The 22,487-nt window shown below is 62.8% G+C and carries 15 protein-coding genes and 6 pseudogenes; 7 read left to right on the top strand and 14 right to left on the bottom strand.

What is annotated here, in order from left to right:
* Window positions 1-25 precede the first annotated feature (25 nt).
* Window positions 26-978 (bottom strand): annotated as a pseudogene (locus tag N0Q91_RS07175) (adenylate/guanylate cyclase domain-containing protein).
* Window positions 979-1,216: 238 nt separating this feature from the next.
* Here N0Q91_RS07175 and N0Q91_RS07170 point away from each other — a divergent pair.
* Window positions 1,217-1,471: a hypothetical protein gene (locus N0Q91_RS07170; protein ID WP_018095352.1), complete on the top strand. Its 255-nt coding sequence runs from the start codon at window positions 1,217-1,219 to the stop codon at window positions 1,469-1,471.
* Between the two features lie 65 nt (window positions 1,472-1,536).
* Here the strand turns inward: N0Q91_RS07170 and ilvC are convergent.
* Both ilvC and N0Q91_RS07160 read right to left on the bottom strand, forming a co-directional pair.
* Window positions 1,537-2,583, bottom strand: a pseudogene (ilvC, locus tag N0Q91_RS07165) (ketol-acid reductoisomerase); the annotation flags it as partial.
* A gap of 31 nt (window positions 2,584-2,614) precedes the next feature.
* Complete coding sequence (locus tag N0Q91_RS07160; protein WP_018095354.1) at window positions 2,615-3,262, bottom strand: TetR/AcrR family transcriptional regulator C-terminal domain-containing protein; 648 nt, start codon at window positions 3,260-3,262, stop codon at window positions 2,615-2,617.
* Window positions 3,263-3,546: 284 nt separating this feature from the next.
* Between N0Q91_RS07160 and macA the strand changes: the two genes are divergently transcribed.
* Together macA and N0Q91_RS07150 are read left to right on the top strand one after the other, a co-directional pair.
* Window positions 3,547-4,821, top strand: a complete 1,275-nt coding sequence (gene macA / locus N0Q91_RS07155; RefSeq protein WP_275597710.1) for a macrolide transporter subunit MacA — start codon at window positions 3,547-3,549, stop codon at window positions 4,819-4,821.
* 8 nt (window positions 4,822-4,829) lie between these two features.
* On the top strand, window positions 4,830-6,773 hold the full coding sequence (locus tag N0Q91_RS07150) for a MacB family efflux pump subunit (RefSeq protein ID WP_275597709.1): 1,944 nt from the start codon (window positions 4,830-4,832) through the stop codon (window positions 6,771-6,773).
* Between the two features lie 57 nt (window positions 6,774-6,830).
* On the opposite strand, the gene N0Q91_RS07145 is transcribed toward N0Q91_RS07150, so the two are convergent.
* Window positions 6,831-7,421 carry a transglutaminase-like cysteine peptidase gene (locus N0Q91_RS07145; protein WP_100675112.1) on the bottom strand — a complete coding sequence of 197 codons (591 nt, stop codon included), beginning with the start codon at window positions 7,419-7,421 and terminating at the stop codon, window positions 6,831-6,833.
* A 170-nt stretch (window positions 7,422-7,591) separates the two neighbouring features.
* Here N0Q91_RS07145 and N0Q91_RS07140 point away from each other — a divergent pair.
* A pseudogene (locus N0Q91_RS07140) lies at window positions 7,592-8,271 on the top strand (hypothetical protein); the annotation flags it as partial.
* A gap of 482 nt (window positions 8,272-8,753) precedes the next feature.
* On the top strand, window positions 8,754-9,512 hold the full coding sequence (locus tag N0Q91_RS07135) for a thermonuclease family protein (RefSeq protein WP_275597707.1): 759 nt from the start codon (window positions 8,754-8,756) through the stop codon (window positions 9,510-9,512).
* A 34-nt stretch (window positions 9,513-9,546) separates the two neighbouring features.
* On the opposite strand, the gene N0Q91_RS07130 is transcribed toward N0Q91_RS07135, so the two are convergent.
* The 6 genes and pseudogenes from N0Q91_RS07130 to N0Q91_RS07105 form a co-directional block, all read right to left on the bottom strand.
* Window positions 9,547-10,446, bottom strand: coding sequence for an aminoglycoside phosphotransferase family protein (locus N0Q91_RS07130; protein WP_275597706.1), 900 nt, complete (start codon window positions 10,444-10,446; stop codon window positions 9,547-9,549).
* A 151-nt stretch (window positions 10,447-10,597) separates the two neighbouring features.
* Window positions 10,598-11,257, bottom strand: a complete 660-nt coding sequence (locus N0Q91_RS07125; protein WP_275597705.1) for an aspartate/glutamate racemase family protein — start codon at window positions 11,255-11,257, stop codon at window positions 10,598-10,600.
* The gene (locus N0Q91_RS07120; protein ID WP_275597704.1) at window positions 11,254-12,714 is read right to left on the bottom strand and encodes an MFS transporter; all 1,461 of its coding nucleotides are present in this window, start codon (window positions 12,712-12,714) and stop codon (window positions 11,254-11,256) included. The genes N0Q91_RS07125 and N0Q91_RS07120 overlap by 4 nt, the downstream gene beginning before the upstream one ends.
* Window positions 12,715-12,929: 215 nt before the next feature.
* Window positions 12,930-13,771: pseudogene (locus N0Q91_RS07115) on the bottom strand (MurR/RpiR family transcriptional regulator).
* A gap of 83 nt (window positions 13,772-13,854) precedes the next feature.
* Window positions 13,855-15,123, bottom strand: coding sequence for an NAD(P)/FAD-dependent oxidoreductase (locus N0Q91_RS07110; RefSeq protein ID WP_275597703.1), 1,269 nt, complete (start codon window positions 15,121-15,123; stop codon window positions 13,855-13,857).
* A gap of 134 nt (window positions 15,124-15,257) precedes the next feature.
* Window positions 15,258-15,722, bottom strand: a complete 465-nt coding sequence (locus tag N0Q91_RS07105) for an Lrp/AsnC family transcriptional regulator (protein ID WP_003533799.1) — start codon at window positions 15,720-15,722, stop codon at window positions 15,258-15,260.
* A gap of 200 nt (window positions 15,723-15,922) precedes the next feature.
* Here N0Q91_RS07105 and N0Q91_RS07100 point away from each other — a divergent pair, with 200 nt between their 5' ends.
* The gene (locus N0Q91_RS07100; RefSeq protein WP_275597702.1) at window positions 15,923-16,627 is read left to right on the top strand and encodes an aspartate/glutamate racemase family protein; all 705 of its coding nucleotides are present in this window, start codon (window positions 15,923-15,925) and stop codon (window positions 16,625-16,627) included.
* Window positions 16,628-16,731: 104 nt separating this feature from the next.
* On the opposite strand, the gene N0Q91_RS07095 is transcribed toward N0Q91_RS07100, so the two are convergent.
* On the bottom strand, window positions 16,732-17,136 hold the full coding sequence (locus N0Q91_RS07095; RefSeq protein WP_275597701.1) for a winged helix-turn-helix transcriptional regulator: 405 nt from the start codon (window positions 17,134-17,136) through the stop codon (window positions 16,732-16,734).
* A gap of 164 nt (window positions 17,137-17,300) precedes the next feature.
* Between N0Q91_RS07095 and N0Q91_RS07090 the strand changes: the two genes are divergently transcribed.
* Complete coding sequence (locus N0Q91_RS07090; RefSeq protein WP_275597700.1) at window positions 17,301-18,188, top strand: SDR family oxidoreductase; 888 nt, start codon at window positions 17,301-17,303, stop codon at window positions 18,186-18,188.
* 110 nt (window positions 18,189-18,298) lie between these two features.
* On the opposite strand, the pseudogene N0Q91_RS07085 reads toward N0Q91_RS07090, so the two are convergent.
* The 3 genes and pseudogenes from N0Q91_RS07085 to N0Q91_RS07075 all read right to left on the bottom strand — a co-directional run.
* A pseudogene (locus N0Q91_RS07085) lies at window positions 18,299-18,625 on the bottom strand (DUF983 domain-containing protein); the annotation flags it as partial.
* 283 nt (window positions 18,626-18,908) lie between these two features.
* A pseudogene (locus tag N0Q91_RS07080) lies at window positions 18,909-20,326 on the bottom strand (aminotransferase-like domain-containing protein).
* 107 nt (window positions 20,327-20,433) lie between these two features.
* Window positions 20,434-22,449, bottom strand: a complete 2,016-nt coding sequence (locus tag N0Q91_RS07075) for an acyltransferase family protein (RefSeq protein ID WP_275597698.1) — start codon at window positions 22,447-22,449, stop codon at window positions 20,434-20,436.
* Window positions 22,450-22,487 lie beyond the last annotated feature (38 nt).

Below are 22,487 nucleotides of genomic sequence, written 5' to 3'. Positions count from 1 at the left end.
CCGCTTAACCTATGCGAGCCGGTGCTCACCGTCCGGGACGGTGCGTGACCCACCGAAGTCCCGCCGCCACCGCAATTCCAAGCAGAGGCCATACCGCCCAGAATCTCCCTCCCAGGAAAGGAGATTGACCGCAAGGACCGCAAATCCGGCTACCCCGAGCAGGGCCAGTCCGCGGTCGAGCCGCGTGGACGTCCATAGGCCACCGAGCATCGCGATCAAGGCCAGCGCAAACAGGGGCCATCTGGCCCAGAACGTTCCCTCCCACGACAGCAGATTTATGGCAACGACCGCCGCGGCGGCTACGGCGAGAACGCCGAAAAAGCGACGGCCTGCCGCTGCGCGTCCTACGATCGTCGCTCGCCGTGCCCCGGTCTCGGCGGCCGGGGTCCCGCGGTCCGAATGTGCACCCGGTCTCCCCCAGTCGCGGCCCCGTTTTTGCGACACCGCGCCCTCGGCCGCTCCGATCTGGACCACATAACTCGGAATGCCCCCGTCGATGTTCTTGACCGTCAGCGCGCCAAGAAATTCGAAGCCGACGGCCAGCTTGTTGCGAACCTGATCATAGACGGTGCTCGAAATCACGATGCCGCCGGCCGGCGCCGAGGCTTGCAGGCGGGCCGCGATATTGACGCCGTCGCCGTAAAGGTCGTCGCCGTCAGCGATCACATCGCCCAGATTGAGGCCGATGCGATAATCCATCCGCGCCTCGCCTTGTCGCTCGGCATTCAGTCCGGCCAACTCGTTCTGAACGTCTATCGCCGCCCTCACCGCCTCGACCACGCTCGGAAACTCCGCGATCACCCCGTCGCCCCATGTGTTGACCACCCGTCCCTCATGCGCCTCGATCAGGCGCGCCATGGCATCCCGGCTGCGCTTGAGAGCCTGAAGCGTTCCCTCCTCGTCTTTCCCCATCAGGCGCGAATAATCCTGCACGTCGGCGCAGAAAATGGTGGTCAGCTTACGGCGTGTTGGTGACATCGGATTTCGCCCTCGCTCGGAGGCTGGCCGAAGGCCCGCGCCTCGCAGGATAGCGACGCCGTCGCGATTCTCAATGCCGGACGCATCTGCGGCGCGTCACTGCGTGCTTAGAGCACTCCAGGAAAGTGTGTGACGGCTTTGCGTACGGGAGCACCGGCAGCTTGCGGCAAGGAACTGATCGGTCCCTCGGTGGTTTGGAGCCGTGTATCGCATGAAGCGACGAAACTGGAGGTTACAGATGTTGAGAAAAATGTTGGTTGCAGCCGCGATATCCGCCGCTTGCGTGTCCCCAGCCTTTGCCCAGGCCGATATGGTTTGCGACCAGGCAGGCATGACGAAGCTCGAGACTGACGTGGGCCAGATCACCGACACGGGTCGGAAGGAGATGGCGCAGAAGGAACTCGCCATGGCCAAGGAGGCACTGGCGGCGAACGATCAGGAAAAATGCAAGTCCCATATGGCGAATGCCATGAAGGGTAAGGATCCGATGTAAGCCGCTGCATATGAAGAAGCCGGAGCGTGGGCTCCGGCTTCCCTTTTGTTCATTGCAGGCAGATCTTAGTTTTTCGCCTTGTCGACCAGCTTGTTCTTGCCGATCCAAGGCATCATCGCGCGCAGCTTCGCGCCGACTTCCTCGATCTGGTGAGAGTCGTTGACGCGACGGATACCCTTGAAGCGGGCGGCACCGGAGCGGTATTCCTGCATCCATTCCGAGGTGAACTTGCCGGTCTGGATGTCCTTGAGGACCCGCTTCATCTCGGCCTTGGTCTCTTCGGTGATGATGCGCGGTCCGGTGACGTATTCGCCCCACTCGGCCGTGTTCGAGATCGAGTAGTTCATGTTGGCGATGCCGCCTTCATAGATCAGGTCGACGATCAGCTTCACCTCGTGCAAGCACTCGAAATAGGCCATCTCCGGCGCATAACCGGCCTCGACCAGCGTCTCGAAACCGGCGCGGATGAGTTCGACCAGGCCGCCGCAGAGAACGACCTGTTCGCCGAAGAGATCGGTTTCGCACTCTTCCTTGAAGTTGGTCTCGATGATGCCCGAGCGGCCGCCGCCGACGCCGCAGGCGTAGGAGAGAGCGAGATCGAGGGCATTACCGGAAGCGTCCTGATGAACGGCGACCAGGCAGGGGACGCCGCCGCCCTTCTGGTATTCGCCGCGGACCGTATGACCCGGGCCCTTCGGCGCGATCATCACGACGTCGACCGAGGCCTTCGGCTCGATGAGGCCGAAGTGGACGTTCAGGCCGTGCGCAAAGGCGATTGCCGCGCCGTCGCGGATGTTTCCGGCGATCTCGGCCTTGTAGATGTCGGCCTGCAGCTCGTCCGGCGTCGCCATCATCATCAGGTCGGCCCAGGCGGCAGCTTCGGCAACGGTCATGACCTTGAAGCCGTCCGCTTCGGCCTTCTTTGCCGTGGCCGAACCCGACTTAAGCGCAATGGCGACGTTCTGCGCGCCGGAATCCTTGAGGTTCAGCGCATGGGCGCGGCCCTGGCTGCCGTAGCCGATGATGGCGACCTTCTTCGACTTGATGAGGTTGAGATCGGCATCACGATCGTAATAGACGCGCATCGATTTTTCCTTCCCTTTGCTTGTCCGTTTCGCTTTGGCAGCCGCAGATACGGCCGCCCTACCTTTTCGCGCCGTAGAGCGTGAGAAAGGCGTCGACCGCCCGCTCCGCCCTGCGACTGAAATCCTTCTTCAGGCTACCCGGCTCCTCGCCGAGAAGCATGCGCAAATGCCAGTCGGAGACGACGAGCCCGTAAAGAGCGCCATAGGCTTCGTCAGCGTTGTCGAAAGCCAGGAGACCGGCCTTGCGGCCCGCTTCGAGCAGCGCTCCCGCCCTGCGTCCGATCTGCCGGCGGCCGCGTTCCTGCAGCATGTGGCCGAGCTTCGAGCCTTCCCGGCTCGCCTGTCCGATCGCCAGCCGGTTGAGCGCCAGCGACACGTCGCCCGCCAGCACGTCGAGAAGGTCCTTGGCGAAAGCGACGAGATGCACCCTCAAGCTGCCCCCGTCCAGCTTTGCGGCGGAGACGTCGAGCGTGCGAACCTTGCTCGCCTGAAAGGCGATCATGGCCGAAAGGAGCCCTTCACGATCGCCGAACCACTTGTAGAGGCTCTCCTTGGAGCAGTTCGCCGCGCGCGCCACTCCCGCCGTCGTCAGCGCCTTTTCGCCCCCGTCGACAAGCAGGCGCAAAGCCTGTTCGAGCACCGCTCCCTGGCGCTCGGTCAGGCCGTTTGCGGCACCTGCCTCTCTTATCGCTCCGACGCTTTGCACTCGCTTCGCCCTATCAGTACCGTACGGTACGGTTCGTGAGGTTTCTAATTGTCCGATCCGGCGACGTCAAGCGGTTTTGGATATCCGGTTCGTTTCAAGCGCAGCCCCGCACAAAAATGGGAGCACCCCACTGGCGGGACTCCGATTTCCGTGCCTGCGTCGCCCCCGCGCCCGCTTTACCGGTGCGCGCCTCCCTACATTACGAAAATATAATGATCTCAAAGCTTTTCGCTAATCGGGTTGATCTTTATGTTGAATGAAGATGCCTGGGATAGAGAAAAACGATGAGCAAGACAGCCAAGACGACGGACGAAGCGTCGCGTTCGACACCGTCGAACGTCACCGTCATCCCGGCTCCGGTGATGCCGCCACGCAAAAAGCGCCCGTCGCGCCGCCGCTGGATCTTTGCGCTCCTGATGCTCGCTATCGTCGGCACGGGCTACTATGCCTGGAGCCGCCAGGGCGCGCAGCCGGCCACCACCATGATCACTCAGGCGGCCACGCGCGGCGACATCGAAGAGAGCGTGACTGCCGTCGGCACGCTGGAGGCGGTCAAATCGGTCGATGCCGGCGCACAGGTCTCCGGCCAGTTGAAGTCGTTGCATGTCCGGATCGGCGACAAGGTCGAACAGAACCAGCTCATCGCCGAGATAGACCCCGCCTCCATCGAGAACAGGATCGAGATCGACGAGGCGGAACTGGCCAATCTTGAAGCGCAGCTCGTCTCGAAGAAGGCCCAGCTCGTATTGAAGCAGGCCAATATCGAGCGTCAACGCAATCTCGTCGCCACGAAAAGCGTTTCGCAATCGACGCTCGACCAGGCCGTCGCCGATCATGCGGCCGCTGGAGCGGATGTGCAGGCGATCGAGGCGCAGATCCGCAAGCAGAAGGCCACCCTTGCCGGGGACCGGGTCGATCTCGGCTATACCAAGATCTATGCTCCGATGGCCGGCACCATCGTCGACGATCCCGCCAAGGAGGGACAGACCCTCAACGCAAACCAGACGACGCCGACGATCGTCACCATCGCCGATCTTTCCACGATGACGGTCAAGGCGCAGGTCTCCGAAGCCGATGTCGGCAAGCTGAGGCTCGGCATGGATGCGTATTTCACCCTTCTCGGACAGCCCGGAAAGCGCTTCACCGGCAAGTTGCGTCAGATCGAGCCGATGCCCGATACCGAGAACAACGTCGTCCTCTACTATGCCCTGTTCGATGTCCCCAATCCCACGGGCGAATTGATGATGTCGATGAGCGCGCAGGTTTTCTTCGTCCAGGCGGCGGCCAAGAATGTGCTGGTCGTCCCGAGCACGGCACTCCGCACCATGGAGGCGGCGGCCTCCGACGGGCCCGCAAGAGCGGAAGTGACCGTCGTCGCGCCGTCCGGTGCGAGGCAGACGCGCACCGTCGGGGTCGGTGTCCGCAACCGGGTGAGCGCCGAAATCCTCCGCGGGCTGGAGGAAGGTGAGAAAGTCGTCGTCGACGCTGCCTCCGCCACGAACGGCAACCGCGGTCCCAATACCAACCGGCGCGGCATGCGCATGCCGCCGATGTTCTGAGCACGCCGATGGCCCCGCTCATTTCACTCCGGGATGTCAGCAAGACCTATTTCAACGGCGACATCGCCGTCGACGTCTTGCACCATGTATCCCTCGACATCGAGGCCGGCGAGTTCGTCGCGATCATCGGCCAGTCCGGTTCCGGCAAGTCGACGCTGATGAACATTCTCGGCTGCCTCGACCAGCCGACCTCGGGCAACTACTTCATCGAAGGCGAAAGCGTCTCCGGCTTCGACAGCGACGCGCTCGCGGCGTTGCGCCGCCGCACCTTCGGCTTCATCTTCCAGTCCTACAATCTGATCCCGACCGCAAGCGCCCGGGAGAATGTCGAGGTACCCGCCGTCTATGCCGGCGTTTCCGCCCGCGACCGGCACGATCGTGCCGAGGCGCTCCTGCAGTCGCTCAAGCTCGGCGAACGGCTCGATCATCGTCCGAACCAGCTTTCCGGTGGCCAGCAGCAGCGCGTCTCGATCGCCCGCGCCCTGATGAATGGAGGCCGCGTCATCCTTGCCGACGAGCCGACCGGCGCGCTCGACAGCCAGAGCGGCGAAGAGGTGATGCGCCTCCTTCGGGATATGAACGAAAACGGCCACACCGTCATCGTCATCACCCATTCGCGCGAGGTCGCCGCACAGGCCGACCGGCTGATCGAGATCAGCGATGGGCGGATCGTTGCCGACCGCTCCAAGAAGGGACGCAGCAATCCCGACGCAGCCATCGGTCTCGCCCAAAGCACGCGTGAGGGCTTCGCGGCGATCGCGGACGTCTCGGAAGCGGTGAAGATGGCACTGCGGGCGCTGCGGGCAAACCTCTTCCGTACGATCCTGACGCTTCTCGGCATCGTCATCGGCGTCGGCTCGGTTGTCGCCATGCTCGCCATCGGCACCGGCGCGCAGAATTCGGTACTCGACCGCATCTCGTCGATGGGGTCGGATCTTCTCGTCGTCCGCCCCAGCATGGCGAATTTCCGCGGCAGCGCCGGCGGGACGAATGTTACCCTCGTGCCGGCAGATGCGGACGCGATCACGGAGCTTGCGAATGTCGCATTCGCCGTCCCGGAAATGACGAGCACCGTGACGCTTCGGCGCGGCAACATCGACTATCAGACCACCGCTAACGGAACGGTGCCGCAGTTCACGGAAGCGAAGTCCTGGAAGATCGGCCGCGGCGAGTTCATCAACCGGAACGACATGGAAACATACGCACCGGTCGCCGTGCTCGGCGAGACCGTCGTCAAGACGCTCTTCCCGGAGGGCTCCGACCCGATCGGTCAATACGTGCTCGTGAACAAAATTCCCTTCCAGGTGATCGGGGTGATGAGCGGGATGGGCGCCAGCGCCGGCGGCAACGATCAGGACGACGTGGTCCTCGTGCCGCTCACGACCGGCAGCATGCGCCTCTTCGGGCAGCGCAACATCCGCACGATCACCGTCAAGGTGCAGGATGCCGCGGCAATAGACCTGACCCAGGAGAGAATTCAGGCACTGCTCAACGAGCGCCACAGGAAGGACGATACCCAGATCACCAACATGTCCTCCGTGCGCGAGGCCTTTACCGAGACTTCGAACACCATGAAGTTCTTCCTGGGATCGGTCGCAGCGATTTCGCTGCTCGTCGGCGGCATCGGCGTGATGAACATCATGCTCGTCAGCGTCAGCGAACGCACACGCGAGATCGGCGTGAGAATGGCGACCGGAGCGCGCGAGCGGGACATACTCGTGCAGTTCATCGTCGAGGCACTGGTCGTTTCCGCGATCGGCGGTGCGATCGGCGTCGTGGCGGGTCTATCGACCGGTTACGCCGCTAAAGCCTTCGGCATGCCCGTCAGCTTCACGCCCGGCCCCGTCGCGCTTGCGTTCGCCTGTGCATTTCTCACCGGCCTGCTCTTCGGCTATCTGCCGGCCAGAAATGCATCGCGCCTCCAGCCGGCGGTGGCCCTCAGCGCGGATTAGATCAATTCCACGCAATACGGGTTTTCCCGCCCTGCAAAAGCGCCCATTCAGTCGAAGTCAGATATTTTGCGCGCCTGCGATCAATTCCCAGCGCTTACCGTTCGACTGGGACTGTCGGGCGAAGTAATTATAAGGAGTGCGTGACCAATCTCTGACCGAGTTGGTCCTGTTGTCGAGCACAAGGTCGCCTTCGCTCGTGCGGACGGTGAGAACCGTGTGGCCCTCCCCGCGATAACGCGCAACCGTGAGTAGCAGAGCCGAGGCCGGCCACCCCCGCTTCAGAAGTTCCCGCTTCTTCAGAATTGCAAAGTCCTCGCAGTCTCCGTAAGCGGTCGGCACGCGCCAGTCATCGTCCTTGCCGACATTTGCGCGGTCGCTGCGTTCGCGGATGCTTGCATTGACGGTGCTGTTGATCTGTTTGAGCTCGCTGATCTTTTCCGGGGCGAGAACGACGGCCTTCTTGCCGCCGCCAGTGTTGCAGAGCCGCGGCTCGCGGGCGCAGAAGGATGCGAAGGCCGGCGGCGCGAAGGCCTTGCCGGCGGTCCTCATAGTTGTACCGGCATCGGCAGCCCCAGGGGCCGCGATCAGCAACAAAAAGACTGTCTGCGCAATGAAGCGTTTCACGAGGCGTTCTCCAACGGCGGGCATAAGTCCCCCGGTTCGCCGTAGAGACTAGCTAAGATAGATTAAGCCATGGTTGATAACCCGAAATGAGGCAGTGATATGGCCATCTACTAACAATTCGTAAGTTGACCACAGGTAATTTTAATTCAATTCTAAAAAGTATTTTTAAAGTTAATGTTTTTAGGAGTATAGAAATGAAAAGAATTAATAGATCGATATTTCGGACATTTTTCATACTATCCACGGCCACGATAGGAGCCGTAATCGTTACGACGGATGCGGATGCAGTACAGCGCCAGCGCATGACTGCCCGTCAGTGCAGTCCGCTTTCGGAAGACAACTTCGCGGCATGTTGCGTTGCAATAAACCGGTCGAAGATTCTCACCCCGCGCAGATTAAGATGTGTCCGCCCCTGACGACGGCGACCATTGGTGCGGGCACCGGACGCCACGATCGCAGTGACTCCACTGCAAGCGGTCCGACGAGAGGCAGCGGCAAGAGCGGTGGCAACAAGGGCGGCGGCACTGGTGGCGGCGGTGGCGGCGGTGGTGGCGGCGGCGGCGGCGGCGACAACGGCGGCGGTGGTGGTCAGGATCCCGGCAAGGGTGACCAGGATAATGGCAAAGGTGATCAGGACGGCGGTAAGGGCGGCCAGGATAACGGGAAGGGCGGCCAGGACGGCGGCAAGGGCGGCCAGGACAACGGGAAGGGCGGCCAGGACGGCGGCAAGGGCCACCAGGACAACGGGAAGGGCAACCAGGACGGCGGCAAGGGCAACCAGGACGGCGGCAAGGGTAACCAGGACGGCGGCAAGGGCAACCAGGACAACGACAAGGGTAACCAGGACGGCGGCAAGGGCAACCAGGACGGCGGCAAGGGTAACCAGGACGGCGGCAAGGGCAACCAGGACAACGACAAGGGTAACCAGGACGGCGGCAAGGGTAACCAGGACAACAATAAGGGCGATCAGGACGGCGGCAAGGGTAACCAGGACAACAATAAGGGCGATCAGGACGGCCAAGGCAAAGGCGGGAAGGACAAGGGCGATAAGTAAGCAGCCGCGGCCATGGCCGCGGTGACGGAAGTCCCTGGCATCAGCGAGAACAGCGATCGCGACCGTCGACGGCTTACGGCCGGACAGGGAAAGTGACAAGCCGGGGCGCTTGTCCAGCAACGTCGACGGTAACCCTTGAAGGGCGGCTCCCGCAGGTGCCGCCCTTCCCTTTTGGCAGCGGTGTCGTCAGAGCGGGATCAGGAAGAGTGTGTAAAACTGAAATGATTTGACCCGTGCAGCGACGACAACCTTTCACTAACCCCTGGTCCCGATAATGCCGCCGCAATCGAGGACCGAATCCCATGACCAAGGCAAATTCCAAAAGACGAAAGCGCAGCACGGCCCGCAAGAGCAGCCGGAGCGGTATGGGCCGCTGGTATCTGGCGGCAGCAGTCATCGTCGGCGGGATTGTGGCCTACGAGCACCGGGGGGAGTTAGGACATCTCCCCGGGGCATCGAAGGTGACGGCACTGCTCTCGCACGCCGAGAAACCGTCCGAGAAAAAAGCGCAGGCGAAGATGCCGGCCGAGAAGAAACCGCCAAAAAAGGTGGAACTGGCGACCATTCCGATCCCTTTCCGTCCGAAGGATCAGACCGGGTCGATAGCGCCGAAGTCCGCATTGATCCCGCCTGCACCCGTCGAACTACCGGTTAGGCAGTCTCTCGAACAGGCGAACCTGCGCCCGGCCGAGAGCGGCACCTTCTATTTTTGCGGCATCCGCCATGATAACTGCGTTCTCGACGGCGATACCTTTCTTTACCAGGGCCAGAGAATTCTCATCGCCGATATAGACGCGCCGGAAACGAAGCTCGCGAAATGCGACGAGGAACGGTCGCGCGGCTCTTATGCCAAGGCACGGTTGCGAGAGTTGTTGAATTCGGGAAACTTCGCCCTCGTTGCATCCGAAGCCACCCTGGGCGACGAGCCCGGAAAGCGGCGGCTCGTCGTCAGGAACGGCAGATCCCTCGGAGACATCCTCATATCGGAAGGGCTCGCCAGAAAGCGAACCGGGCAGCCACAGTCGTGGTGCGGCCAGTCCACCGCGCGCGTTTCCGGTTGAACCGTGCGGCCACAGGACGGGGGATTGAAGTTCGCTACCCATAGCGACGGTGATCTGACAGAACCGCATCGATGACCCGCCGCGATTTTTCGATTTCCCGCCGATCGGTGCCCGGCATCTCGGCGGCAACGATCAGGGCCTTCCACAAGGTCCATCCACGGCCACGCGCCCAGGTCTCTTCGTCGAGCGGAAGGGCGTCCCGGAATGCGGCGCGGCTTGTTTCATCGAACATCGTCCAGGAGATCGACAGGTCGCAAGCCGGATCGCCGACGCCGGACGTGCCGAAATCGATCACGGCGCTCAACTGGCCGTTTTCGACCAGGAGGTTGCCGGAGGCGACATCGCCATGGAACCAGACGGGAGCATTGTTCCATGCGGAGCCAAGCGCCGCCTCCCACACCACACGTGCGGTGGCAACGTCGATCCTGCCCTCGAGCGCTTCGAGTGCCCGGCGCGTTTCGTGGTCGTAGACGGCCAAAGAGCCGCCTCGGAAGAAATTGTGTTGTCCGGGCGGCGGACCGCTTCGCGCGTCGATCCGTTGCAGCGCAGCCAGGAATTCACCGAGGGTCGTCGCAAAACTGCCGAGGTCGGCGATGGACGCATGGGTCGCGGTCTCGCCCGGGAGCCATCGATAGACGGACCAATGCCACGGATAGCCCCTGCCCGGCCGCCCGATGGCCAAGGGCGCAGGAATAGGCAACGGCAGGTACGGCGCAAGGCGAGGCAGCCAGTGCTGCTCCTTTTCCACTTGAAGCGCGTAATGGGCGGCGCTCGGCAACCGCACGTTCATATCGACGCCCAGGTAAAAGGTCCTGTTGTCCCACCCTCCGAACTCGACCGGTCTTATCGGCAGGTCCGCCCATTGCGGAAACTGCTCGGAAATCAACTGTTCGACGAGAGCTGTACTGATTTCGGGCGTTTCGGCGGAAGACATCGAATGTCCGCTTCCCTGATCACGGTGATTGGTAGACAGCCGGGAGGAGCAGGATCGCTTCGATGGCTCGATGAGACGGCGGAACGATCCGGCTGGACCGAATTAAGATCATGAAACGTGACGGTTTCCAAGTTCCGCCCGAAACCTGCGCTCAGGCATCGACCTGCAACAGCCCGAGAACCCGCGTTACGGCGGACGGGATAGGGCCGATGACGGGCACATCGAATAGCGGCTGCAGCTGTTCGGCCGCCTGTCCGAGCGGGCCGCCGCCGATGATGACTGCCTCCGCCCCATCCAGGTCGACGGAGGCGCGAACTGCATGCCAGAGCGAGGACCGCAGGCGCTCCTCGTCTCGGGATACGGCGAGCGGATCGCCGGGCGTGCAGCGGATGCCGGAGTAGAGATGGGAAAGCCCCAGATGCCGTGCCCGCTCTGCGATCGCATCCGCGAGGTCGGGCGTCGTGGTTGCAACGCCGAACCGTCGTCCATCCCGCGAAGCCTCCAGCATCGAAGCTTCGCAGATGCCCACGACGGGAATGCCGACACGCTCCCGGAGCAGGGCAAGGCCGGGATCGCCAAAGGCGCTGACGATGATCCCGAGGCAGCCCGGCTCGTGTCTGGTGCCGATTTCCACCACCTCGTCGGCGGCGGCTGCCAGTTCGTCCGGCTTCAGGATCATCCGGGGACTGCGCCTGGCCGTGGCGCTTGCCACGGCCAGGCGTCCATTCGCAGCCTTGTGCGCGATGGAGGCCATCATCTCGCTCGTCGCCTGCGAGCTGTTCGGGTTGATCAGCAGGAGATGGGAGTTCACGTTCTGAGCTCCGCGACGACTGGCCCCTGCTGCGCTGCCTTGGGCTGATCGGCCTCCGCCGGCAGCGAGAGATCCTCCATCGATCGGCCGTAGGTTTCCGGGCCAAGCTGGATGCAGAATGCGAAGACCGCATACATTCCCGCAGCAAGCCCGAAGACGCCGATCATTCCGTAGCTGTCGAACAGCATGCCGGAAATCGTCGGCACGAACGAGCCGGCCGCCGATCCCGTTGCCAGAATGAGGGCCACCCCGAAGGCGCGAATTCTCGTCGGGAACAGTTCCGGCGCATAGATCCAGATCGACGTGTTGAGCAGCAGGACGAAGAACTGGAAGATGGCTCCGAACAGGAGAACAAGGTAGATATTGGTGCCGAGAGCGACGATCGACACCGCCGCAAGGCAGGCGAGCGCCGCACCCACGGTCAGCACCTTCTTGCGCGGCAGATAGTAGCCGAACATCGAAGCGGCGATCGCACCGAGGACGCTGCCGCTCTGGATGATCATGCTGTAGAGCAGGCTGCCGGAGAGCGTATAGCCCATCGACACGAAGATGACGGGCATCAGCGTCAAGACCGACAATTGCGCGCCATAGCTCATGAGAATGGCGATCGCTACCGGTATGGTCCGCCCGATGAAGGGTGCGCGGAAGAGTTCCCGCCAGTCGCTCTTCTCGGTTGCCTCGTCCGTCATATGGTCTGTCGTCAGGTATTCCTGCACCACGAGATTGCGCGGTTTCAACGAGCCTGATGCCAGGATGGACAGTACCTTGTTCGCCTCGCCGATCCTGTTCTTCGAGGCGAGGAACCGCGGCGTCTCCGGTACAAAGCGGCGATAGAAGACGACCAGAAGCGCCGGCAGCGCCAGCGACGCAAACAGCCAGCGCCAGCTGTTCTCTCCGGGGAAAAGCGTAAATATCAGCAGGCCGAATGCCGGCGCCAGGAAGTTGCCGAACCCGCCGGCGCCGACATTCACGAGACCCGCCGCCGTGCCGCGAAACTTCGGCGAGCAGAATTCCGAGAGCATTGTCACCGCCGTCGAGATTTCGCCGCCGACGCCGAAGCCGACGATCGCGCGGGCAAAACAAAGCATGGTGAAGTTCGGCGCCATCGCGCAGGCCGCCGAGCCGATGGTGAAGAGCAGGAGATTGATGGTCAGCATCACCCGCCGGCCGTAGCGGTCGCCGAGAATGCCCGACAGCAATCGCCCGACCGCGGCGCTGCCGAAGGTGATCGTGTTGAGAAACCCGATATCCGTGCCGGTAAGGCCCCAGTGCTCCTTGAGAATGGGGCCGGCGACGCCGATCGTGTTCTGTTCGAAGCTGTCGAACAGGCAACCGATCAGGACGAGGGCGAGAATCTGCTTGTGCGCGCCGGTAACGCCGATTTTGGTGAAAGCCGATTCCAGTTGTCGAATGACCGGCGAACTCCCGCCGGTCGGCACCATATTTTCCGCTGCCATTGTTGTTCCCCTTGTGGTTGAACGAGCGTGAAAACTTAGTTTCTCAATCATACATCAAGAAACTGCAGTTTCATAGCCCTGAATCCACAGGGGGCGACGGAGAGGAATTCCTGCCCTTCCGGCAGGCTTGGCCTCCACGAACATGGCGTTCCGGCCGGGGCATATCGATGGCGAGCTTCGTGCGCCAAGCCGTTGCGATCCTTACTGCGACGGGCTCACAGCTCTTCCAGCGTGTCGTTCAGTGCCTCGATACCGCGCAGCCGGTTCCGGCCGGCAACGCCTGCGGTCTCGATGCAGCGTGTGGTCAGGAGATGGCAGAGCGCCATCACCGACACATGGTTGAAAAGCGGCCCCGGCGCCAGGGTCTGGCAACGGAAGTGCCAAGCCGCACCGCTCAGGAGAGGCACGCCTTCATCGGTGATGTAGAGCAACTTCGCCTTGGTTCTTTCCACCTGCGCCATGAGTTGCTCCATCAGAGCGACGCGGCGCCGCAGACCGAAGAGAACGACGACGTCGTCGGGCGCGATGCTGACCAGATGCTCGCCGAGCGTCTGCCCGCCTCCGGGAATGGCAGCGATGTTTTCGATCACCTGCGTGAGCTGCCATTGCAGATAGGTCGCAAAGGAATGGCTGGCGCGAAAGCCGATGACCCACACCTTGCGGGCCTCCAGGATGGCCGTGGCAGCCGCATCGATCTCAGCCTCGCCGATCGCAAGGAACGTGGCCTCCAGATTGGCGACGCCCTGGGCGACATGCGCTGCGACCGATTGCCGGCCGTCGGCATCGGTGGCGGTCGCGAGGAAAAGGCGCGACCCGGTCTGCTTGTCCGCGCGCGCGTGCCGCCGCGCTTCCTCGTAGTTTTCGTAGCCGAGGCGCTGAACGAAGCGTGACACGGTCGCTTTCGATACATGGGCCAAAGCCGCCAGCTCCTGCGCGGAATAGCTGGCTATCTCCCCGGAAAATCACAGAGGAAATCGCCGAGCCGCCGCTCGGCCGGGTGCAATTCGGGTAGAATTTCGCGGACGCGAGCGAGGAAGGAACGTTCTTTGGCGGCCATTGGCACTCCCATGAAACTGTCGTTTCACGGGACTGTCCGATTTTCGTCCGGCCTTGGCAATAGGTGGAAGATCCGCCCCGCGGTCACCTTTCCTCCCGAAGCGTATCCTTCTGCGTTATCAGTCGGGCGCTGTGCTGGCCGCTCAGATATGTCCATAGCCAGCTCCAGGCCACGGCAAAGCGGCTGCGGGTACCGATCAGGAAATAGATGTGGGCAATGCCCCAGATCCACCAGGCAAGCGACCCCTTGAGCTTGATCCGGCCGAAATCGATGATCGCCGCGCGCCTGCCGATGGTGGCCAGGCTTCCCTGGTGCCGGTAGCGGAACGACCCCGGCGCCGGAGAGCCCGTGAAGCGGCCACGGATCACCTGGGCGACGTAGGCCCCCTGCTGCTTGGCCGCGGGCGCGATGCCGGGCACCGGCTTGCCGTCTTCCTGGATGACGGATGCCGTATCGCCGATGACGAAGATGTCCGGATGGCCCGGCACGGTCAGATCGGGCCCGACCTTAACGCGGCCGGCGCGGTCCGCGTCGGCGCCGATCCATTTGGCGGCGGGCGAGGCCTGGACCCCGGCCGCCCAGACGAGCGTCCGGCTCGCGACGAAGCTCTCGCCTATCGTGACCCCCTCCTCGGTGCAGTCGGTCACCGGCGTGCCCGTCAGCACCTCGACGCCAAGTTTCTCCAGTTCGCGGGAAGCATAGGCGGAAAGCTCCTCGCTGAAGGCGGGAAGAATGCGCGGGCCGGCTTCGACGAGCACCACGCGGGCCAGACGGGTATCGATCCGGCGGAACTCGCCGGGCAGCGTTCTATGGGCCATTTCGGCAATGATGCCCGCAAGCTCGACCCCGGTCGGTCCTGCGCCGATGATCGTGAAGGTCAGCAGTGCGTCGCGCCTGGCGGGGTCCTCCTCCACCTCCGCCTGCTCGAAGGCGATGAGCACGCGGCGGCGAATGGTCGTCGCATCCTCCAGGGTCTTGAGCCCAGGCGCGACCGCCGCCCATTCGTCATGTCCGAAATAGGCGTGCGTTGCGCCGGTCGCCAGGACCAAGGTGTCGTAGGGGATCGATTGCCCATGCACGAGCGTCACTTCCTTCGCAGTCGTATCGACGCCCGCTACCTCGCCGAGCAGTGTCGTCACCTCCTGTCGGTCGCGGTAGAGCCGGCGGATCGGCCATGCGATCTCGGAGGTTGCGAGCACCGTGGTCGCCACCTGGTAAAGCAGCGGCTGGAAAAGGTGATGATTGCGCCGGTCGATCAGCGTGACCCTGACCGGCGCACCCTTGAGGTCGTTGACGAGTTGCAGCCCGCCGAAACCTCCGCCGACCACGACGACATGATGTCTTTCCTGCATGGTCTTCCGTCCTGTTCCTCATCCGCTCACATCGAGCTGGCAACACTGTTGAACTCCACACGCGGGAGCGCAAGCCGTTGCCCGGCATGGCTGCATTGCATCCGCGAATGGTCTTCGCCGGACGTTTCGGCGGCCTATTCCGCATAGCCGACGGGCACTGCGGTACCACTTTTCAGGACTTCCATCGAAATCGACGCGGAAACGTCGAAAAGCTCCACCTTCCGCACGATCTGCTTGTAGACGACGTCGTAGTGTTCGACCCGCGGCAGAACCACCTTGACGATGTAATCGTAATTGCCGGTCAGCCGGTGCGCCTCGACGATCTCCGGAATGTCGCTGATCGCCCTGCGGAACTTTTCGATCCAGTCGTCGGAATGATGCGCCGTCTTGATCAGCGCAAAAACCGTGGTCGGCACGCCCATCCTTTCCCGGTCGAGGACGACGATGCGCCGGGTGACATAGCCGGCCTCCTCCAGCCGCTGAATGCGCCGCGAGCAGGCGGAAAGCGAAAGACTCACCCTCTCGGCAAGGTCGCCCATGGCGACGCTCGCATCCTGCTGCAGAAGCATGAGCAGCTTCCGGTCTCTCTCGTCAAGCACGCTCCGACTCCTTGCTCTTGCCATAGAGTGCGCCGAAATTTTTCGCGGCATCTGGATTCGGGCGCAAACGGCTTGCTAAAATTTGGCCAAGCGCCGATCAAAGCAAACACATGCAACCGGGCCCGCACGATAATCTAGCAATGGAACGGGGAACGTGGCGAAGCGTTCCCGACGGCCAAAGGGCAGCAGCAGGAACGACGATGGAAATGCGGAAAATCGGCCTCATCGGCGGCATGAGCTTCGAAAGCTCGGCAGTCTATTACCGCTTGGTCAACGAGGCCGTGCGCAAGCGACGCGGCAAATTACATTCGGCGGAAGTGCTTCTGCATTCCGTCGACTTCCAGGGGATTGTGGACCTGCAGAGAGCCGGCCATTGGGACGACGCCGCCCTGCTTCTCTCCGATGTCGCCCGCGGGCTCGTCGCCGGCGGCGCGGACTGCATCCTGATCTGCAGCAATACCATGCACATCATTGCCGACGCGGTGCGTGCCTCCGTCGACGTCCCGTTGATCAACATCATCGACGAAACGGCCTTGCGCCTGAAGGCCGCCGGCAGCCGCAAGCCCCTGTTGCTCGCCACACGCTACACCATGGAACACGGCTTCTATGCCGAGCGCATGAACACACATGATATCGACCTGATGGTACCCGATGCGGATGGCCGGACACTCACTCACAACGTGATCTTCGACGAGCTCTGCGCCGGCCAGGTGCTGAACGTCTCGCACTCGGCAATGATCGGGCTCGTCGAGAAAGCAAAGGCGGAGGGTGCGGACGCCGTCATTCTCGGCTGCACCGAAATCTGCCTGCTTTTCGATCCGGCCGAATTGCCGCTCCCGGGCTTCGATTCCACCGCCATCCATGCGGAGGCGGCGGTCGAATTCTCGCTTGGCGACCGGCAGTAAGCTGCACCGCCGAAAGGCGCTGATATAGCAGGCCCACCGCAGCACCGAGAGCAATACCGATCGCATGAGTGTGGCGATGCCACAGGCCTGTGGCGACAATCCGCCTATGGCGTGTCGTCGTACTCCGCCCGCGCCTGCCGGATAGCCTGGTGGTTCTCCAGCGACCAGTCGACGAAGACCCTTAGCACGACGAGAAACGAGCGCCCGATATCCGTGAGGCTGTATTCCACGCTCGGGGGCTGCGTCGGGTAAACGGTACGGCGCAGATAACCATCACGCTGCAGGTCCCGTAGCGTCTGGGTCAGCATCCGCTGTGAAATGTCCGGGATGAGCCGCCTGAGCTGCGAGAAGCGCAAAGGACCGTCGGCGAGCGACAGAATCATCAGCGAGTTCCACTTACCGCCGATATTGTCCATTACGTCCCGCACCGGACAATTGTCGATGTCCATAGGCACGCCGCAGACGACTGCCACCCGCTTGCCCTTCAACGTGCCCGACGCCCTGGTCATGGCGGTACCCTTTCCGTAACCACGGCAGAAAAAACTGCCTCCTTTACAGCTCTTAGCAGATCACGGGATAAGAGTAACTCTCAAAAAGAGACCAGCTTTCGGGATGAGATCATGTGGACAGGACATGCTGAGCGACGCGCTGGAGTGGAAACGAAAGGAAAATCATGTCTGGAAGACTGCTCGTAACCGGCGCCGCCGGACAGTTCGGCAAACTCGTGCTCGATGCGCTCCTGACCTCCGGCAAGACGAAGCCGGCCGATATTACCGCCACCAGCCGGGACATCGCCAAACTGGCGGACTACGCAGCGAAGGGCGTCGAGACCCGTGCCGCCGACTTCGACGATCCGGCCTCGCTCGAGCGGGCCTTCGCCGGCGCCGACCGCATACTCATCATTTCGACGAATGTTCTCGACGAACCGGGCAAGCGTCTGAAGCAGCACCTTGCCGCCGTCGAAGCGGCCAGGAAAGCGGCGGTGAAGCACATCCTCTATACGTCGATGCCGCTGCCGGAAACCTCGGTGATCCCTTTCGCGTCCGATCATCTCGGCACCGAAGAAGCCATCAAGGCGACGGGAATTCCCTACACGATCCTGCGTAACGCCTGGTACATGGAAAACCTCCTCCTGTCGCTCCCGCACGCACTCGCGGCAGGACAATGGTTCTCCTCCGCCGGCGATGGCCGTATTTCCCACATCGGGCGCCGTGATCTTGCCGCCGCCGCCGCTTCCGCTCTCCAGTCAAGCTCGACCGAAAGCCGCACTTACACCCTGACCGGACCGCAGGCCCTCACAACCGGCGAGATCGCCGACCTTGTTGCCAAGGCCACCGGCAAGACGCTCGAGGTCGTCCATGTCACTGACGAGGCATTGGCTGGCGGTCTCAAGAATGCGGGTCTGCCGGACTTCTTCGTCCCGATCCTCGTCTCCTTCGACGCCAATGCCCGCAAAGGACATTTCGACATCGTGACCGACGACACCGCCGGGCTTACCGGAAGGGCCCCCATCGACCTCGCCTCCTTCCTCGAGGCGAATAAGTCGGCACTCGTCCGCTGAACATGAGGAAGCGGCAGGCCCGGCAAACGACCGGGCCTTTTTAAAAACGGGAGCAGAAGAATGCGCAGCTGTTCGGAATTCCGGCCCAATTCGAGGGTGGAGGTCGACGTTCAGCGCAAGGCGGTCTCGCTCGAACTCTGCGGCGCGGACGCTGCGGCCCGGCGAGCTACCCTGCCCTCCTCGGCCTTGTAGAAATATTGGCTCGCCACCAACCAGCCCTTTAATGGCCTCAACGGCGGAATACAGGTCAGGAACATGAACGGCCCGGTGACCAGGAGATGGACCCAAAGTGGGGCGTTGTATTGCACCTCCAGCCACACGCCGAGAAACACGCTCGGCACGCAGGCAAAGCATATGACGAAGAAAGCAGGACCGTCCGCGGGATCGGCGAAAGAATAGTCCAGGCCGCAGACTTCGCATCCTTGCCTGAGCTTCAGGAAACCATCGAACAAATGTCCCTGGCCGCAACGGGGGCAGCGACCTCGTAATCCCGTATGCAGCGGCGACAGAGGCGGCCACTCATGATCCGACATCGTTCTTCCTTTCAGTCTTCTGCATGCCCCCGCAAACCCGCAAGCCTGCGAGACGTTCCCGTCGACCAGGCACCAGCCGCTTCGGCGACCCCCAAAATATGACATACAAACCATACAAGAACAATAAATTGTATGCATACGGGGGCGCGGCAATTCCACGCAGCACCTTCGCACGAGAGCATCACCGCTAAACGATGAGGTTTCGGGCCGCCGGCGACTGAGCGAGGAGACCGGCGATGACCTCCAGGCTGTGCCGCAGTTCATCGCGTGTCCGCGCAGACCCCAGACCGAGCCGGACGGCTTCCGGTGGGTCGGAGATCGCGAAGGCATCGCTGGCGACGACGCCGATCCCCGCCGTTCGCAGCTGCGCCGTGAACTCGCCGCGATTCCAGCGGGGGGCAGCTTCAGCCAGAGATGAAACCCCTCGCGATCGGTGAGAAGATCGGCGTCCTCGAGGCTCTTGATCGCGATCTGCTGGCGCGCGCCGGCTTCCGTGCGGATCGCTCCCAGGACCGCTTGCGCCGTTCCTTCCTCCAGCCAGCGCGTGGCGATAGCCGCCGAAAGCGGTGACGTCATGCCGACTGTCGCTCGGATCGCCCCTTCGAGGCGGACTGCCGCCGATCGATCGGGCGCGACGAGATAGGCGATGCGGAGCGCCGGCGAGAGGCACTTGGCAAGCCCTGCTATATGAAAGACGAGGTCCGGCGCGAGCGCGGCCAGTGGCGGAACGGGGTTCGCGGGCAAGGCGCCGTAGGCGTCGTCCTCGATCACGGCCACGCCGTAACGGCGTGCAATCGCCACGATCGCCTCGCGGCGCTCGAGCGGAAGCGTCGCGGTCGTGGGATTGTGAAGGGTCGGATTGCAGTAAAGCGCCTTCGGCTTGTGCCGGGCGCACGCCTCCTCGAACCCGTCGGGCAATATCCCGTTTCGGTCGATCCGGACGCTCACGAGCTCGATACCCATATGCGCCGCCAGTGAACGGAGGCCGGGATAGGTGAGCGCCTCGGCGCAGATCCTGTCGCCCTTGGTCGCCAGCATCCCGACGCTCGCAAGCAGAGCCCCTTGCGCTCCTGTACAGACGACCAAGCGATCGGCTCGAATGTCGCCGAGCCGCGGCTTGAGCCAGGCTGCACCGGCATCCCTGTCCCGCTCCGTGCCGCCGACGGGCTGGTAGCGCATCAGCAGTTCGGGATCACGCTGGTCGAGAGGCGCAACATCCGTCCACATTCTCTCCGACAGGGCGGGGTCGTCGAAGAGCGGCGGCAGGTTCATGCTCATGTCGACGAGACCGCCCAGCAGGCCGCCCGCCAGACCGCCCGAGGAGGGACGTGCGGCGCTCCGGCGCCGAGCCGTGACGTAGGTACCCTGCCCCACGCGACCCTCGACCAAACCGCGCCGGCGCGCTTCGTTGTAGGCGCGGCTGACGGTTGTAAAGTCGATGCCGAGCGCGGCCGCCAGCGCGCGCTGCGGCGGCAGGCGCACTCCACCCTCAAGTCGACCCGCCGCGATGTCCGCGGCGATCTCGTCGGCAATTGCGAGATACAGCGGTCCTCGCGCTTGACCGAGCGCCGGCATCCAGGAAACCTCCACGCGATCCACGTCCATCGTAGCCTTTCGAGTCTTACAATGTATGGATATTGCATGGACGGAGTTTGGCGCGCAAGATCGTCCTGGTAGACAGAGCTGGAGCGCGCGGCTTTCCGGCGATACGACTAACCGGGCCTGAGCCGGCGATTGGTGTCGCTCGGCATGAGATCCTTGAACATCCTCGGCACGATGGTCATCGCACCGTAGACGCTGAGGTGGTCGTCGTCGGAATATAGGGGAATGCCGTTCTTCTCGACAGCGCAGACCGGATTACAGAGGAGCGGCACTGCACTGACGCGCTGTACGCCCAGGTCCTCGTCGGCAATGGCCAGGACCGAATTGGCCTTCGCGCTGCGTGCATCGACTGCCTGCCGCGTTGGCGGAGGCGGCAGGTCGGCGTCGATGAGGCGGTGCAGCCCCAACGCGTGCGGAACAGACCAGCCGATCTCCGGTATCCCATCCACGATGACGACGCGCCGGCCGGTGTCGCGGATCTCCCGAACCGTCCTCAAAAACTCGCTCTTGAAAATCGCGTAGTTTCCGGCGGTGCCAAGGCTCGCCTCCTCGAAATCCAGACGGTCGAGGATTGCGGGGCGTCCCGTCTCCCCGGGATATCGTTTACCGTTCGCTGCGAGCGGCCAACGTGCGCTGAGGACGACGATCGGAAAATCATCGCTTTGTTCCAGCATCGCCATGATGGCCGCGTTGAAGGCGACGCAATCTCCGCTGTGTTTCTGATCCACCCGCTGCACGCCGAGGATCGGCGGGCATGCGCCCTTGAAGGCGACCGCGCCGCCTCGTTTCCGGCCGTCCATCAGGAAATCGAGGCCCGACAAAAGCGCCCCTGCATGGGAGTCACCCCATAGGAGCACGTCGTTCCTCCGATCCGAGGGCGAACTTGCTTCGCCTTCGATGCGGCACAGTCCGTCCTTAGGCAGCTTGCCGTCACACCGCCCGCGGCGCGCGTCGATATCGCGACTGCCGGCATAGGCAAGTCGGACATCCTGCGGAAGGCGTTCCGGAAAACCCTCCCGCAGGTCTACGACTGCTGAAACGACCGAGAGGACGGCAGCGCCGGCGAGCGCGGAGGCGAAAATGCGTTGCCGCGAAATTCCAATCGGCGGCCGACGACGGAAGGGCCTTTCGACCAGACGCCAGCTCGCGAAGGCACAGGCGAAGGAAAGGCCTATCGCAAGCGAAGCCTGCGCGTAAGGAAGGTCCAGCGTACCGAGGGTCAAACGAAAATAAACGATGATCGGCCAGTGCCAAAGGTAGAGCGAATAGGAGACGAGGCCGATCGCCACCGGCACCGGGCTGGACAGAATGCGCGCTACGGCCGTCTGCCGTTGCTCGCCCGACCAGAGCAACGCCAGGGCTCCGAAGCATGGCAGCGCGGCGGCAATGCCTGGAAATGGCGTCGCGGCGCTATAGAGCGCGACGGCGATGAAGATTGCCGCGATCCCCGACAGCGCGATCGCCTCGACCAGATACGCGTTCCGGCAGGCCGGAAACACGCCGAGCGCCAGCAGCACACCGAGCCCAAGTTCCCAGGCCCGTGTCGGAGCAAAATAGAAACTCTCCTGCGGATAGGGACCCGTCGCCCAGACGGAAAGCAGGAAGGAGAAGATACAGAGACCGACAAGCGCACCGAGAACGGCCCTGCGCGGCCTCCCGTAGAGCCACCAGAGGAGCAGCGGCAGGACGATGTAGAACTGCTCTTCGACGGCCAGCGACCAGGTATGAAGCAGGGGTTCCAGATCCGCACTTGGAGCGAAGTAGTCGGAAGTGGAGAACCAGAACCAGACGTTCGAGGCGAACATCATCGTCGCCAGTGCCGAACGCGCAAGGCCGACCAGCATGTCCGGCAGAAGGAGAAGCACACCGGCAGCAAGGCATGTCGCCACGACGACGAAAAGCGCCGGCAATATTCGCCGGGCACGCCGCTCGTAAAACGTAGCAAGCGAAAAGCGACCTTCGGCAAGATCCTTATGGAGTATTCCCGTGATCAGGAACCCCGATATCACGAAAAAGATATCGACGCCCACGAACCCGCCGGAAAAACCCGGAATGCCGGCATGATACAAAACTACCGGCAGGACCGCGATCGCTCGCAGCCCGTCAATATCCTTTCGGTACTCCATCTGAGCAATCCTCGAGCACCTGCAATAAATTTATTCGA

Source organism: Sinorhizobium prairiense (assembly GCF_029201645.2).
Taxonomy (GTDB): domain Bacteria; phylum Pseudomonadota; class Alphaproteobacteria; order Rhizobiales; family Rhizobiaceae; genus Sinorhizobium; species Sinorhizobium meliloti_A.
Note: the sequence above shows the minus strand (reverse complement) of the source record. Positions and strands in the feature narration are given on the sequence as shown.

Coding starts and splice junctions, on each gene's coding strand:
- N0Q91_RS07170 (WP_018095352.1), top strand. CDS start 1,217: ATGTTGAGAAAAATGTTGGTTGCAGCCGCGATATCCGCCGCTTGCGTG.
- macA (WP_275597710.1), top strand. CDS start 3,547: ATGAGCAAGACAGCCAAGACGACGGACGAAGCGTCGCGTTCGACACCG.
- N0Q91_RS07150 (WP_275597709.1), top strand. CDS start 4,830: ATGGCCCCGCTCATTTCACTCCGGGATGTCAGCAAGACCTATTTCAAC.
- N0Q91_RS07145 (WP_100675112.1), bottom strand. CDS start 7,421: ATGCCCGCCGTTGGAGAACGCCTCGTGAAACGCTTCATTGCGCAGACA.
- N0Q91_RS07135 (WP_275597707.1), top strand. CDS start 8,754: ATGACCAAGGCAAATTCCAAAAGACGAAAGCGCAGCACGGCCCGCAAG.
- N0Q91_RS07130 (WP_275597706.1), bottom strand. CDS start 10,446: ATGTCTTCCGCCGAAACGCCCGAAATCAGTACAGCTCTCGTCGAACAG.
- N0Q91_RS07120 (WP_275597704.1), bottom strand. CDS start 12,714: ATGGCAGCGGAAAATATGGTGCCGACCGGCGGGAGTTCGCCGGTCATT.
- N0Q91_RS07110 (WP_275597703.1), bottom strand. CDS start 15,123: ATGCAGGAAAGACATCATGTCGTCGTGGTCGGCGGAGGTTTCGGCGGG.
- N0Q91_RS07100 (WP_275597702.1), top strand. CDS start 15,923: ATGGAAATGCGGAAAATCGGCCTCATCGGCGGCATGAGCTTCGAAAGC.
- N0Q91_RS07095 (WP_275597701.1), bottom strand. CDS start 17,136: ATGACCAGGGCGTCGGGCACGTTGAAGGGCAAGCGGGTGGCAGTCGTC.
- N0Q91_RS07090 (WP_275597700.1), top strand. CDS start 17,301: ATGTCTGGAAGACTGCTCGTAACCGGCGCCGCCGGACAGTTCGGCAAA.
- N0Q91_RS07075 (WP_275597698.1), bottom strand. CDS start 22,449: ATGGAGTACCGAAAGGATATTGACGGGCTGCGAGCGATCGCGGTCCTG.